Raw genomic sequence first — 13,806 nt, forward strand, 5'->3', positions numbered from 1 at the left:
CTCTATCTCAGTAAGTCACATAAACAGAATAGATGTAAAGCGACAGGTCACTGTCGCTTTTTTATTTGGAATTACGGGGTACAATCCACCTTAAATAGTTGTCCGTAACTTTTTCTGAGAGAGCAGAAAATGAAAATCAGCCCTTATCCGACTGGTCGCTTCAAAACATACCTTGAAGAAAAGAGTGCCACCTTTCGCGATTTGATTTATCAATGCCAAATAAATTCGCGTTACTTTGATGCTGGGGAAGCAATTCTCCGCCAAGGTGAGCAACTTCAGTACTTGTATGTTGTGCCAGTAGGTCGAGTCTCGATGAACATATTGGCCGCAAATGGACGACGTTTTCAATTAGGGGAAGCTAACTGCGACTATCATATTTATGGTGAAATGGAGTTCTTCACTCAGACTCCTTGTCAATGGAATGTGATAGCAGATGAACATATGCAGGTTGATGTTATCTGTATCCAAAAACTAACCGAAGCACTGCAAAATCATCCCCAAATGATGGTGTTCTTCGCTTCAGCATTGGCTGAGGATTATCAAGACTCCATGGATATCTACACTAACCGTTTGTTGCATCCCATTACTTACAACATTGCCTATGATCTTCTCGTCCGTAATCAGACGGATAAGTTGCTTGGTGGTTTTGATAAAGTGAACCAAGAGGCTGAGCGGTTTGGTACCTCAGGCCGAGTCTATCGACGTGCAGTTAAGGACTTGATTGAAAAGGGATTGATTACAAAAACGGACAACGGTTTGGAGATTATTGATGAGCTGGCACTCAAAGCGTTTATTGAAGCGCATGAATGATACGCCCAGGTATTGGAACTGATGGGTTTTATAAGTCTTTGATATATCTAAGTCTTGAGTAAACGTAACTAATGTAAAGTACCTTAAATTTTGTTGAATGCATTAAAGAGTAGCGTTATATTGCGAACGCGTATGATAATAGATCTCATTAAGGCTTAACAAAATGAAAAAATTCGTTGGTGCGGCTATGCTGTCGTTATTTACTGTTTCTCCTTCTTTCGCTGCTAAAGTTGTGATTGACCACTACATGGGTCAAACAGAGCTAGAACAATCCCCAGAGCGTGTGGTTGTGATTGGCTTTGGCCCGCTAGATGCGTTGGACAACTTTGGTATCGATCCTGTTGCAGTATCTAACTCTTCTAATCTTCCTAGTTACCTTTCAAAATACAGCAAAGATAACTACACCTCTGCGGGTAGTTTGTTTGAACCTGATTTTGAAACCATCTACATGCAAAAACCGGATTTGATTTTGGTTGGTCCGCGAGCGTCTGCGAAATATGAAGAGCTGAGTGAAATTGCCCCTACAGTTGTTTTTGCGGCGAAAGAGAACCAAGGCTATTGGGAAGGCACGCAAGCGCAATGGCGCAATATTGGTAAGATCTTCAATATCGAAGAAAAAGTAGAGCAGAAAATTGAAGCGCTAGATGCTCAATTTAAAGCAATCCGTGACTACAACCAATCGAACAAAAATGATGCATTAACGATTTTGAGCATGGGTGACAACATCAGCGCGTTTGGTGCCCAGTCGCGATTTGGCGTCATTTATAACGACTTTGGCTTCTTGGAAACGGTTGAGCACGTGAAAACGGGCACTCACGGAGATGTCATTTCTTATGAGTTTATTCGTGAAGCTAACCCGAAAAATATTCTCGTGGTTGACCGAAATTCTCTGACAGGTACGCCGGATAACGATATTCGTAAATCCATGGATAACGACTTAGTCAAAGCGACTGCGGCATATAAAAATCATAAAATCACTTATTTAGATGTGGACGCGTGGTACTTGTCGATGTCTGGTGTGACAGCAACAGAAAAAATGGTCAGTGAGATAAAGCAAACCGTTGAACTGTAATCCAAGATAGCAGAGGTTAACTTTGAAGAAGTTATTGCTAACCCTTGTGGTTTTAAGCACGGTTTCGTTATTTGTTGGGGTGGCAAACATGACGCCCCAACAACTCTTTTCAGGTGATGAGAAAGCATTAGAACTTTTCTTTACCAGCCGTATACCACGTTTATTTGCCATATTGCTTGCTGGTGCTGGCTTGAGTATTGCGGGTCTTGTCATGCAGCAAATCAGCCAGAACCGATTTGCGGCACCTTCTACAACTGGTACGATCGAATGTGCCATGCTGGGCTATGTACTGAGCGTGGTTTTCTTTGGTAATGATAATCACCTTTGGCTCGTGTTCGGCATCTCGGTATTTGGGACGCTGGCGTTTGTTTTCTTTATTCAGCGCATTCAATTTAAGAGCGTGGTTTTTGTGCCACTTGTCGGGATTATTTTCGGCAATGTCATCCAATCCATGACTACGTTTATCGCTTACAAATATGATGCACTTCAAAGTCTGAATGCTTGGACAGTCGCAAACTTCGCCAACATCTTGCGTGGTGATTTTGAACTGCTGTACATCGCGGTACCAATGGTTATCCTCAGCTATCTTTTTGCCGCAAGGATCTCTGCCGTAGGTATCGGAAAAGATTTCGCGATTAACTTGGGTTTGAATTATCAGCAGGTTGTGACGATTGGCGTGCTATTGGTGTCCATCATGTCAGCAAGTGTCGTGATGATTGTTGGCCAGTTGCCATTCTTAGGGCTGATTGTACCGAATCTCGTGAGTCACTTTTATGGCGATAACCTCAAAAAGAACATTCCGCTTACGGCCATGTATGGGGCCATTTTAGTGTTGTGTTGCGATTTGGTGAGTCGTTTAATTATTTTCCCTCATGAAATGCCAATCTCTATCGTGATTAGCATATTGGGTGGCGTGGTATTCATCGCAATGTTGTTGCGAGGTAAGCAACATGCGTGATTCAACGAAAATCCTGCTGCTAGGTGGCATTGCGATTCTTTTCGCGTGTCTGTTTATTGGTATTGGGCTAACGGCTGACAACTACCAATATTTTTTGTCTCGTAGAGTTCCTAAAGTATTGGCGATAGTGCTAGCGGGTGTGGCCATTGCTCAGTCTTCACTTGTATTTCAAACCATTACGCACAACCGAATTTTAACGCCAAGTATCATGGGTTTTGATGCGCTGTATGTGTTAACCCAAATTTTGATCGTGTTGATTTTTGGTGGGTTGAGTACCTTAGTTCTTAACTTGTACGTCAATTTCGCGATTGCAGTAATTGTAATGGTGTCGTTTTCGCTACTGCTGTTTGGGTTTTACTTTTCAAAAGGCAGCAAGAACTTGATTACGTTGCTATTGGTCGGCTTGATCTTTGGTCAGCTATTTTCCAATGCGGCGTCATTCTTTTCTTTGCTGATGGACCCAAACACATATGCAATTGTTCAGTCGAAACTGTACGCCAGTTTCAATAATGTCAAAGTGAACTTGGTTTACTTTAGTGCTCCGGCTTTGATGTTTGCATGTTGGTTGTTGTTTAGGATGCATCGCACTTTAGATGTGTTTTGGCTCGACCAAGACAATGCGAAAAGTTTGGGTGTTGATGTACCTAAAGTGACGAGAAATGTGTTTATTATCTCGGCGGTTTTGATTGCTATTTCTACGGCTTTGGTAGGGCCAATCATGTTCTTTGGTTTACTAGTGACCAACTTAAGCCGAGAAATGTTCCGAAGTTACCAACATAAAACGCTATTGGTCGGATGTTCGTTTCTATCCATCAGTTCACTACTTGCTGGGCAATGGATAATCGAAAACGTGTTCAGTTTTGAGACGACGTTGAGTGTCGTAATTAACTTTATCGGCGGTGCGTATTTCTTATACCTGCTGCTGAAAAACAAAGTTGTATAAATATGATAGTAATAGACAAATTAACGAAGGCTTTCGGTTCAAACAAAGTCGTAGACGAGGCCAATACTCAGTTTGAAAAGGGCAAGGTAACATCGATTATCGGTCCAAATGGCGCGGGAAAGAGCACGCTGTTATCTATGGCCTCGCGCTTAACGGAGCGAGATGGCGGTAGTGTTATCATTGATTGCAAGGAAATCGCGGAATGGGACACAAAAGAGCTAGCGAAAAAACTGGCAGTACTTCGCCAAGCTAACTCGATTACAATGCGGTTTACCGTAAAAGAGTTAGTCTCTTTTGGTCGTTTCCCATACTCTAAAGGAAATCTGACTAAAGAAGATCATGAGGTCATAGAAAAAGCGATCGACTACTTAGATTTGCAAGATATTCAAGACAAATACTTGGATGAATTAAGTGGTGGTCAGCGACAGCTTGCATTTATTGCTATGGTGATTGCACAAGATACAGATTATGTCTTTCTTGATGAACCTCTTAATAACTTAGATATCAAACACTCTCTTCAGATCATGAAAGTTGTGCAGCAGTTAGCCCATGACATGAATAAAGCTATGGTGGTCGTGATTCATGATATTAATTTCGCGGCGTGTTACTCAGATGTCATATTGGCGCTTAAGAAAGGTAAAGTTGTGGCGAGTGGTGCGGTTGAAGAGGTTATTCAAGCGTCTACGCTAGAGGACATCTACGAAACGCCATTTAACATCATAGAGTTAAACGGTAAGCGTATGTGTACTTATCATTAAGCGAGCTAGTTCGTTTTTAACGAGATCAATAGATAGGCGGGCTTACTTGGTGAGCTCGTCTATGATTGGGCATCGGCTCTCTGCATCTCCAGGACAAGAAGAAACCCAACCTTCAAGTTGCGTTTTGATCTCCATGAGGTGTGCAATTTTTTCTTCAACCTCTCTCAGTTTGTCCATGGTTCTTGCTTTTACTTCACTACTTTTGCGGTTGGGGTTATGAGCAAGTTGTACGAACTCTTTGCATTCTTGCAACGAAAAGCCTGCGCTTTTTGCGCGTGATACCAAGTTAAGCTCTTGAATATGATTATCTGAATATTCGCGATAGCCAGAGTCGCTGCGCGCTGGTGGAGATATGATCCCTTTGTCTTCATATAATCGAATCGACTTAGATGAAAGCCCTGTGAGCTTCGCGACAGCACCAATATTCATGTTTAACCTCCATAACGTTTAAGGCGAGTATATACCGATGTTGTGGATAAGACACTCCTAAATAACAGTCAGTTACCTAGAGTCCCCTTACTCTTTAATCACTTCATGTGGTGGCACACCAAATGCCTTTTTGAAGGCATAAGTGAAGTTAGAAGGGTGGTGGTATCCGGCTTCATAGGCGGCTTCTGTTATCGTCACTAGGCCACGTTCCAAATGTTGCCTAGCAATCTCAAGACGTCGAAAACGAATGTAGCCGTTTATGGTCATATTAAGTGATTGTTTAAATCGGCGCTGCAGGTTTGAAACACTCATTGAGAATTGGCTCGCCAACTTTTCCAAGCGTAGTTCTTGATCAAGGTGAGTTTCAATATAGCTGACAATATCCTCAATCCGACCGTCAATGTGTCGTTCAATACTGCTGTTTTTAGCACTGAAATTCTTAGGAATTTGCTTGGTGGCTTGATGTAAAATTTGATAGATCAAGCTTTCGACCTCTAGCTTCTCTTGGAACTCTTGCGGTGTTTCTCTATTTGTTAACGTGTCAGCCAGCTCGCATAGCGTCTGGTTAAGCTCCAACTGTTGAAACGCCTGATGAGAGTTAAAAAAGGCTCGATGGCTACAATTTTGCTCAAGGCGGGCCTCTAGCCATTGGGGCTTAACCAATATGTTGATCTTATTAATGAGGTTATCTTTGAGCAGTGAACGACGAAAATTTGCAGGTTTGAGTAAGTTCACCACTACACCCTTAGGGCCGTCGCTCGCGTCTAAATCAAATTGCAAATCGTCGTAGCCAAACGAGAGTCTACCTTCTAAAAGAATAGTGACCAGCAGTGAGGCGTGTGCAGTAGAAACAATATTCGAATCAATAAGTTCTAGACAACGCCCGCCATGAACAAAAATTTGATCATTATACTGATATGATAGGAACTTACCTTCGGCCAGTTGAGTTTGACAAGGTTGGCCTTGCGTGACAATCCATTGTTTCTCTGTCGCCTCTAGTCTTTGGGTTAAAGCTATCTTGGCAATTTTAGTTCGTTTTGTTGTGACTTCCTGCATTTGACACTTCCTCATAACACTTGTGCGATTTCGCATAACCAAATCGCCTTTGTATTTATAAAACTCATGCTTATTATACCTGAGAATTATTATCATTAATATTTAGGAATGAAGTTATGGAAAGCCCTGCTTGTTCACCTATCAAGCTTTCAAGCCTTTGCCTTGCAGTGGGAATGGCGCTATCAACCCCTGTTTTAGCTCAAGATACTGAGTCACATTTTGAAGAGGTCGTTGTATGGGGAACGAAAGTTTCCAGCAACACTGAGTCGATGTTTGCGGACGACATGTCACTGAAGCAAGCGGATCATATGTCTGATTTACTGCGCGATATTCCCGGTGTGGATGTTGGTGGAACACACTCTGTGAATCAACGTATTACGATTCGTGGTTTGAGCGAAACCGATTTGGACATTCGTCTTGACGGTGCTTCTCAGCATGCGAGCATGTTCCATCATATTGGTAACTTGACGTTGAACCCTGACATTCTCAAATCTGCGGACATTCAGGTAGGTAATAACTCTGTGACTCAAAACGGGTTAGGCGGTTCGGTCTACTTTGAAACGAAAGACGCTCGTGACTTACTTCGTTACGATGAAAAGTTTGGTGCGCGTGTTTATGGCGGCTATGCATCCAACGACAACCAACAAGGTTCGTTGACACTGTACGGACTTTTGTCCGAAAACATTGATGCGATGGTCTATGGCCATTACGTTACGCGTGATGATTTTGAAGATGGTGATGGCAATAAAACCTATGGTGCTGCAGGTGATGTTTACAACATTCTGGCTAAGCTGGGGTATGAACTAAATGACATCCATCGTTTTGAGCTCTCTTATGACATGTACCGAGACAGTGGAGATTACAGTCCGCGTCCTGATATGTCTGGTAGTGCAAATAATAGCCTGTCGAGCAAGTTACTTATCCCTACGGATTATGACCGCGATACCGTTACCTTGAGTTACGAGTTGCGAGGCGAACAACACCAAGGAAACGTCACTCTTTATAATACCGAGACAGAAATTAAACGTGACGAAACGGTGATGGCCCCTCGTTGGCCCTCGAACCGTTTATCAAAGAACACCGCCAAAAACCAAAACTTTGGTTTGAATGGCAAATTCCAGTCAGATGTTATGTTAGGTGAGTTTGATAATCGAGTCACTTATGGCTTCGACTACATGGATAAAACGTCTTCGAGTTACTACGGTAGTCGTAAGTTTATGGACGAATCGGCGATTTCAACCGCACTGTTTGTAGAAGATCAGTTCTTCTTCTCTGATGCCTTCTTTATTACTGCAGGTATGCGCTTTGATGATTACAAACGCAAAGCTGAGACAGGAACCAGTAATTATGATGATGTAACTTGGGCTCTAGCAGCAGAATGGGCGGTGACGCAAGATTGGACGTTGTTTGCGAGTGCACGCTCTCTATTTAAAGGTCCAGAGCTAATGGAAACCTTTATTGCTTACCAAGACGTTGCATTTTTAGAGGATGGGTTAAAGCCAGAAACGGGATTGAACACGCAGGGTGGTGTTCGTTTTGATAAAACCTTTGATAAGCATTTCTTTGGGGCGAATATTACGGTATTCCAAACGGAAATTGATGATTACATTGCAGACCAGTACCAAAACGCGACTCAAACTTACCTGATTTACAACTTAGGTGATGTTGAGATTAAAGGCTTTGAGGCAAGTGCTTCTTATGGTTACGACAAGTTTAACAGCAAACTTTCTTACTCTAAGTCGGACACCAAAAACAAGAATACTGGTGGTCCTGTTGCTGGGGGCAATGGGCGTAGTATTGATATGGGTGATAGCATTGCTCTAACTTTGGATTACCAGTCAGACGCTTTAGAAACGATCTTCGGGTGGAACTCAATGTTTGTTCTAGAGGAAGACAACGTCTTTGATGGTCAGCCAAAGAAAGCAAGTTATGATGTGCATAATCTATACGCTCAATGGGTGCCGTCTGATATTGATGGACTGTCGGTGACCTTTGGTATTGATAATGTATTTGACGAGTTGTACAGCTCTCATGCGTCTCGTTCGGGTACTGCACGTGGCTTCACGCTTGATGACTACGAGCCGGGTCGCAACTTCAAGCTCTCTGCAGCTTATCAATTCTAACAAGGTTCTTCATAGGACGTTTCAAAGTAACGAGTAAGTTCATGATTAAAGAAAGCACCCGAATAGATAGTGAACACGCTGACAAATACTTAGTGACGCTTTGTCGGCATTTTGGACGAAAGGTTCCTGCTACTTGGAATGAAAATAGCGGTTTGGTGACATTTCCGACGGGAAAAGCGGAGTTTAACCTTTGTGCATCTAGCCTAACTATAACCTGTGAGGCGGATTCAGAAGAGAAACTGAATACGGTTAAGGCGATCATTTCATCGCATGTGGACATGTTTTCTCGTCGAGAAACATTAGCACTTAGCTGGGTTCGTTAGCGCTCGTTTAGGGATGCTGTGATAGAAAGGGAATATTAAAAGCAAAAGCCCGCAATCTTATGATTTGCGGGCTTTTATTGTTTGAATGCTATTGCGCTTTCTCAGGCTCTAGGCTTTTTTTTTCCTGCTGCATTTTTGCTAGGAAGTAGATGTTAACGCAAGCAATAAAACCGTTAGTTAATACTACAGGCCAAGAATCAATCATTAGTCCGTAAGCGGTAAATAGCGCACAACCAATAAAGTTAAGGATACGAAGCTTAACAATATCTTTCATAGTTAGCGAAATAGCGACCATGATTGAAGCTGCATAACCTAAAATCTCAACCATATTCATGTCCATTTTTTGACCCTCTTAAAATCTGCCGAATTTTGTCGGTACCAATTCTTCTCATCTTGAGATTAATGAGGAAGCTCCATGCCTCGAATGGTCTTTTTTTGTTGTATGGACGCACTATATCAATGGAAAAACCGTGATAAAAGCCTCAAATCAAGGTTAAGAGAAGGTTAGCGATTACGCAAACGTTTAGGACTGGAATTACTGATAATTTTACTTATTGTGTTGATTGATAATAACGATGACATTAATAGCTCAAACACCATTGAAAGTAAGGGAATATTTACATATGATTGAAAATGATAATTATTTTCAAGTGCTGTGTTTATGTATTTTATTATTAGCTTGGTCGTGTTTTTTTTGCTGTATATCAGAACAAAACCGAACTCGTGGTGTGCGGGGATTCATATCGTAAGCCACATTTTTATCGTTGCATTTTGTCCTGCAATTTATGTTGTTCAATATTTAATCGTTACGTTTTTTTCGTCACCGATATTGATTAAGCTGTCATCACGCTCCGGTGTATACAACATTCTCATTGCTTTTCTTCCATTATTGATCGCAACCGGCAGTCTGGCGTTTAGCTGAATGATTTCATCTCTCTTCTTTTCTTAAAACAACTACACTTAATCAGAATAAGGTATCAATTTCATATAATTATTCGATATCTACGCGTCAGCACATGTGTCACATTTCTGTGACTACGAGTAAGTTTTACTTATGTTGCTTGGTAGTAGGGTATTTATCGATTGTTTAATGATTCAATACTTAGTTTAATCGTATAAAGGTGTGCAGTATGCCGCACTAAATTAATAAGAAATTATCTAAAAAGGTTAATGGGAAACGTAAGCCATTAGCGGAGGTCAGATGAGTACGCACACGGTACCGCAGAGCGCGATTGTAAATGCTGTCAAAGGTGAAGTTTTGGTTTTGGGCCTGGATGGAAACGTTAAGGTCATAAAAGCGGGGGATGAGTTAAGACCTGGCGAGATTATTATCACAGAAAATAATGCTTCTCTCGACGTACAGATAAATAATGAGCTTTATCTGGTCGATGCAAATTGTGTTGCTTGTCTTCCTGTGCCTTCTTCTGAACCGTTAGAACCAGTATTGGTACAATCTCCAGTAAATGGCTTGGTGACTTTTGACCCAACGGCTATTGGAAGTGCTGACTTCGACGCCAACGATATTGCCGCTATCCAGCAAGCTATTTTAGACGGAGCTGACCCTACCGCTATCTTAGAAGCAACAGCTGCTGGCGCAGGTGCTGAAGGCTCGGCTAATGCTGGCTACGTGACGGTTGAATATAATAACCCGGAAGTACTCGCGTCTACTTTTTTTGAAACGTCTGCGACTCGCAGCGGAGAAGATGATCGCGACGAAGATGACGGTTTGAATGTCACGATTTTTGCTGATGGTGGGCAGTCACTGCAATCTAGCGTAATAGAAGGCTCAATTTCTCTATCTAGCTACCCGCAAACCATTTCTTCTAGTGTGCTGGTTGAAGCAGGGGATCTCGCACTTGATACTGCTTCATTTGTACCTGAAACGTCCTCATTAGAGTCTTTGTTAACCGAGTTAAATAGTGACATTACCTCTGGTGGTCAGCCAGTGGCGTTCGTTTACGACGAAGCGCAAAATGCCATTATCGGCACTCAAGGTGGTAACGAAGTGCTTCGTATCGAGATCGAAGCGACATCTTTAGGCCGTGATTTAGAGTTAGAGGTCGTTACCACGATTAGTCAGGGTATTGACCATGTTGCGTCTGTTGCTGATGGCCAAGTATCGATCGTCGGTGATCAAATCAATATTGCTTTTGATATTACTGGCGCAGATATTGGTGGTAATAGCATTCAAGCGCCTATCGATTTTACGACAACCGTTATTGATGGCGATGATCCTGCGCCGCAGAACGTTACTTTTGAAAACGTTGAATCTTCTTCTACACCAATTACTGGCACTTTTGTTGATATTGGTAGTGATCAATTGGCAACGGTCACGTTTAATCAAGAAGGACTTAGTCAGTTCGATGGCCTACTGAGTGATAATCAGGCGACAGAAGCGGTACTCTCTGAAGACGGCAGTACTATCACCTTGTCCATTGCGGGCTCGAATGAAACCGTCTTAACCATCAGTTTGAATACTGATGGTACCTACCAATTTGAGCAATTTAAGCCGTTAGAACAAACAAACGGTGAAGATACGATTGAGCTCTCTTTGCCAACCACAATCGTCGATTTCGACCAAGATACGGCAAGCAACACCTTTACGATGACCATCCTCGATGGCGATAATCCAGTGATTGAGAATGTGACGGGATTGTCTTTAGATGAGGCGGGGGTTGACCAAGGTTCATAGGCAGGCGCGGCAGTAACAAGTGGTACTGGGTCGATCACGACAGCGGTCGGAAGTGACATCATTGATCACTATGAGTTGGAACCTACAGAGTTCAATGTTGGTGGAGAACTCCAATCTCAAGGGCAGGTTGTTCAACTAGAACTAGCGTCCGAGAGTAACGGCGTACGTACTTACGAAGGCTTCATCGAGCTGGATGGTGTGCGTATTACCGTATTTGATGTGGCGATTGATGCACCTGCATTGGGCGAATACCAATTCAACTTGTATGAACAACTTGACCATACGGGTGCTAACGATGACTCGCTCACTTTCTCACTGCCAGTTTACGCGGTAGATGCGGATGGTGACCGTTCCTCGATTACCGACGGTTCGAACACACCAGAAGCAGCGCAAATTGTCATTCAAGTTCAAGATGACGTTCCTTCGATTGATGGCGTTGAGGCACTAGCCGTCGATGAAGACGATTTATCAAGCATCGGCTCCGATCAAAGCGACTCTGTGCTCGCGCAAGGCAGTTTCACGACGACTCAGGGCTCAGACCGTGTTGTAAGTTATCAATTAGAAAGCGGCACTGATCCACTCAATGGGTTGGAATCTCAGGGTCGATCTATCTCTCTGACGGAAATAACCAACTCAGATGGCAGCTTTACTTATTCTGCAACGGCAGAAGGGGACGCTATCTTCACCTTACAAGTGAACCCTGACGGTTCTTATTCATTTACCCTTGAAGGTCCAATCGATCATGCTGTGGGTAGTGATAGCTTAACTCTAGACTTCAATATTGTCGCAACGGACTTTGACGGTGACACCAGCTCACTTGTTCTACCAGTTACCATTGCTGATGATGTGCCAACCATTAATGACGTTGTTGCTCTTACCGTCGATGAAGATGACTTAAGTTCGGTAGGCTCTGACCAATCACAGCCAACGTTGGTTGAAGGTCAGTTCACGACAACTCAGGGCTCTGATGGCGTCGTACAGTATCAGTTGGATGTAAATGCTGATCCTTTAAATGGCCTGCAATCTCAAGGGCAAACCGTCTCCATTGCCGAAACGCAAAATGCAGATGGCAGTTACACCTACAGCGCAACGGCAAATGGCAGTGCAGTTTTCACATTAATTTTGAATACCGACGGCTCGTACAGTTTTGAGCTGCAAGGTCCAATTGACCATGCGGCAAATAGCGACAGCTTAACCCTTGATTTTAGCGTTATTGCTACAGACTTCGATGGTGACACAAGCCAAATCGTATTGCCTGTTACCATCGTGGATGATAAGCCAACTATTACCGATGTTGATGCGATTACTGTTGATGAAGATGATTTAGGCACGATTGGTTCGGACCAGACTGACCCGATTTCTATTGATGGTAGCTTCACCACCACACAAGGCTCTGACCGAGTGGTAAGTTATCAGCTTGATGCTTCTGCAACACCAGTTGACGGCCTTACATCACAAGGCGTGGCAGTTACGCTGACTGAAACCGCAAACGCTGATGGCAGCTTTACTTACGAGGCGACAGCGGGTAGTGAAGCGGTCTTTACGCTGACGGTGAATACTGATGGTAGCTATAACTTCACGCTTGAAGGTCCAATCGACCACGCGGTAGATAGCGATGAGCTGACACTCAACTTCCCAATCATCGCAACAGACTTTGATGGCGACACCACAAATGCCACTATCCCAGTGACAATCGTGGACGATAAGCCTGTTATTACCGACGTCGACACCATTACGGTTGATGAAGATGATCTAGCGTCAATTGGCTCAGACCAAAGCAATCCAATTTCTATTGATGGTAACTTCACCACTACACAAGGCTCTGACCGAGTAGTGAGCTACCAACTCGATGGCACATCAACACCGGTTGACGGTTTAACGTCGCAAGGCGTGGCTGTCACACTGATAGAAACCGCAAATGGTGATGGTAGTTTCACTTATGAAGCGACTGCGGGTGGCAATCCAGTATTTACTCTGACAGTAGATACTGATGGCTCTTACAACTTCACACTTGAAGGGCCAATTGATCACGCGGTTGATAGTGACGAACTGACACTCAACTTCCCAATTATCGCAACCGACTTTGATGGCGACACCGTTACTGAAACCATTCCAGTCACGATTGTTGATGATGTACCGACCATCACAGCGGTGGATGCGTTAAGTGTCGATGAAGATGACCTTACCGGTGTGGGTTCCGACCCTGGCGGCGATCTGTTCGTTGAAGGCGCGTTTACTACCACACAAGGCTCTGACCGAGTGGTGAGCTATCAACTGGATTCAACCGCTGATCCTGTTGCGGGGCTAACCTCTCAAGGTGAGGCGATTACCTTGGTGGAAACCGCGAATGGCGACGGCAGCTTTACCTATGTTGCGACCGCTGACGGTAATCCAGTCTTCACGTTGAATGTAGCAGCAGATGGTACGTACGACTTTACGCTGCAAGGCCCGATTGACCATGCAGCTAACAGCGACAGCCTGACGATTGATTTCCCAATTATTGCCACCGATTTTGATGGTGATACGACTTCGGCGACCATTCCAGTCACCATTACGGATGATGCACCAATCATCGATAATGTTGTGCCTCTGGCTGTAGACGAAGATGATTTATCAGGTATTGGCTCAGACCAAAGTGACGC

At 43.5% G+C, this 13,806-nt stretch carries 10 protein-coding genes and 1 pseudogene; 8 read left to right on the plus strand and 3 right to left on the minus strand.

The features are described 5' to 3' along the window. Window positions 1–129 precede the first annotated feature (129 nt). From R7Z41_RS08030 to vctC, 5 genes are all read left to right on the plus strand, one after another. On the plus strand, window positions 130–810 hold the full coding sequence (locus R7Z41_RS08030; protein ID WP_005382613.1) for a Crp/Fnr family transcriptional regulator: 681 nt from the start codon (window positions 130–132) through the stop codon (window positions 808–810). Between the two features lie 163 nt (window positions 811–973). Further along, window positions 974–1,882 (plus strand): siderophore ABC transporter substrate-binding protein, encoded by a 909-nt coding sequence (locus R7Z41_RS08035; protein WP_005376635.1) that lies wholly within the window; start codon window positions 974–976, stop codon window positions 1,880–1,882. A gap of 22 nt (window positions 1,883–1,904) precedes the next feature. Then, on the plus strand, window positions 1,905–2,840 hold the full coding sequence (gene vctD, locus R7Z41_RS08040) for an iron chelate uptake ABC transporter permease subunit VctD (protein WP_017820306.1): 936 nt from the start codon (window positions 1,905–1,907) through the stop codon (window positions 2,838–2,840). Then, window positions 2,833–3,783, plus strand: coding sequence for an iron chelate uptake ABC transporter permease subunit VctG (gene vctG / locus R7Z41_RS08045; protein ID WP_005376631.1), 951 nt, complete (start codon window positions 2,833–2,835; stop codon window positions 3,781–3,783). The genes vctD and vctG overlap by 8 nt, the downstream gene beginning before the upstream one ends. A 2-nt stretch (window positions 3,784–3,785) precedes the next feature. Continuing rightward, window positions 3,786–4,541 carry an iron chelate ABC transporter ATP-binding protein VctC gene (vctC, locus tag R7Z41_RS08050; RefSeq protein ID WP_005376629.1) on the plus strand — a complete coding sequence of 252 codons (756 nt, stop codon included), beginning with the start codon at window positions 3,786–3,788 and terminating at the stop codon, window positions 4,539–4,541. Between the two features lie 42 nt (window positions 4,542–4,583). Here the strand turns inward: vctC and cueR are convergent, their stop codons facing one another. Further along, window positions 4,584–4,970, minus strand: coding sequence for a Cu(I)-responsive transcriptional regulator (gene cueR, locus R7Z41_RS08055; RefSeq protein ID WP_005376627.1), 387 nt, complete (start codon window positions 4,968–4,970; stop codon window positions 4,584–4,586). A gap of 87 nt (window positions 4,971–5,057) precedes the next feature. Continuing rightward, window positions 5,058–6,026, minus strand: coding sequence for a helix-turn-helix domain-containing protein (locus R7Z41_RS08060; RefSeq protein WP_005376626.1), 969 nt, complete (start codon window positions 6,024–6,026; stop codon window positions 5,058–5,060). 116 nt (window positions 6,027–6,142) lie between these two features. Here R7Z41_RS08060 and R7Z41_RS08065 point away from each other — a divergent pair, with 116 nt between their 5' ends. Both R7Z41_RS08065 and R7Z41_RS08070 read left to right on the plus strand, forming a co-directional pair. Then, the gene (locus tag R7Z41_RS08065) at window positions 6,143–8,149 is read left to right on the plus strand and encodes a TonB-dependent siderophore receptor (protein ID WP_005382608.1); all 2,007 of its coding nucleotides are present in this window, start codon (window positions 6,143–6,145) and stop codon (window positions 8,147–8,149) included. 41 nt (window positions 8,150–8,190) lie between these two features. Further along, window positions 8,191–8,472, plus strand: a complete 282-nt coding sequence (locus R7Z41_RS08070) for a DUF2218 domain-containing protein (RefSeq protein WP_005376622.1) — start codon at window positions 8,191–8,193, stop codon at window positions 8,470–8,472. A gap of 88 nt (window positions 8,473–8,560) precedes the next feature. Here R7Z41_RS08070 and R7Z41_RS08075 read toward each other — a convergent pair whose 3' ends face one another. Further along, complete coding sequence (locus tag R7Z41_RS08075; RefSeq protein WP_005376619.1) at window positions 8,561–8,812, minus strand: YgjV family protein; 252 nt, start codon at window positions 8,810–8,812, stop codon at window positions 8,561–8,563. Between the two features lie 861 nt (window positions 8,813–9,673). Here R7Z41_RS08075 and R7Z41_RS08080 point away from each other — a divergent pair. Next, window positions 9,674–13,806: pseudogene (locus tag R7Z41_RS08080) on the plus strand (retention module-containing protein); the annotation flags it as partial.

It is taken from the genome of Vibrio sp. 1457 (genome assembly GCF_033340195.1).
GTDB classification, from domain to species: Bacteria; Pseudomonadota; Gammaproteobacteria; order Enterobacterales; family Vibrionaceae; genus Vibrio; species Vibrio alginolyticus.

Excerpts from the sequence above, each read along its gene's own strand:
- R7Z41_RS08030 (WP_005382613.1), top strand. The coding sequence starts at position 130 with ATGAAAATCAGCCCTTATCCGACTGGTCGCTTCAAAACATACCTTGAA.
- R7Z41_RS08035 (WP_005376635.1), top strand. The coding sequence starts at position 974 with ATGAAAAAATTCGTTGGTGCGGCTATGCTGTCGTTATTTACTGTTTCT.
- vctG (WP_005376631.1), top strand. The coding sequence starts at position 2,833 with ATGCGTGATTCAACGAAAATCCTGCTGCTAGGTGGCATTGCGATTCTT.
- vctC (WP_005376629.1), top strand. The coding sequence starts at position 3,786 with ATGATAGTAATAGACAAATTAACGAAGGCTTTCGGTTCAAACAAAGTC.
- cueR (WP_005376627.1), bottom strand. The coding sequence starts at position 4,970 with ATGAATATTGGTGCTGTCGCGAAGCTCACAGGGCTTTCATCTAAGTCG.
- R7Z41_RS08060 (WP_005376626.1), bottom strand. The coding sequence starts at position 6,026 with ATGCAGGAAGTCACAACAAAACGAACTAAAATTGCCAAGATAGCTTTA.
- R7Z41_RS08065 (WP_005382608.1), top strand. The coding sequence starts at position 6,143 with ATGGAAAGCCCTGCTTGTTCACCTATCAAGCTTTCAAGCCTTTGCCTT.
- R7Z41_RS08070 (WP_005376622.1), top strand. The coding sequence starts at position 8,191 with ATGATTAAAGAAAGCACCCGAATAGATAGTGAACACGCTGACAAATAC.
- R7Z41_RS08075 (WP_005376619.1), bottom strand. The coding sequence starts at position 8,812 with ATGGACATGAATATGGTTGAGATTTTAGGTTATGCAGCTTCAATCATG.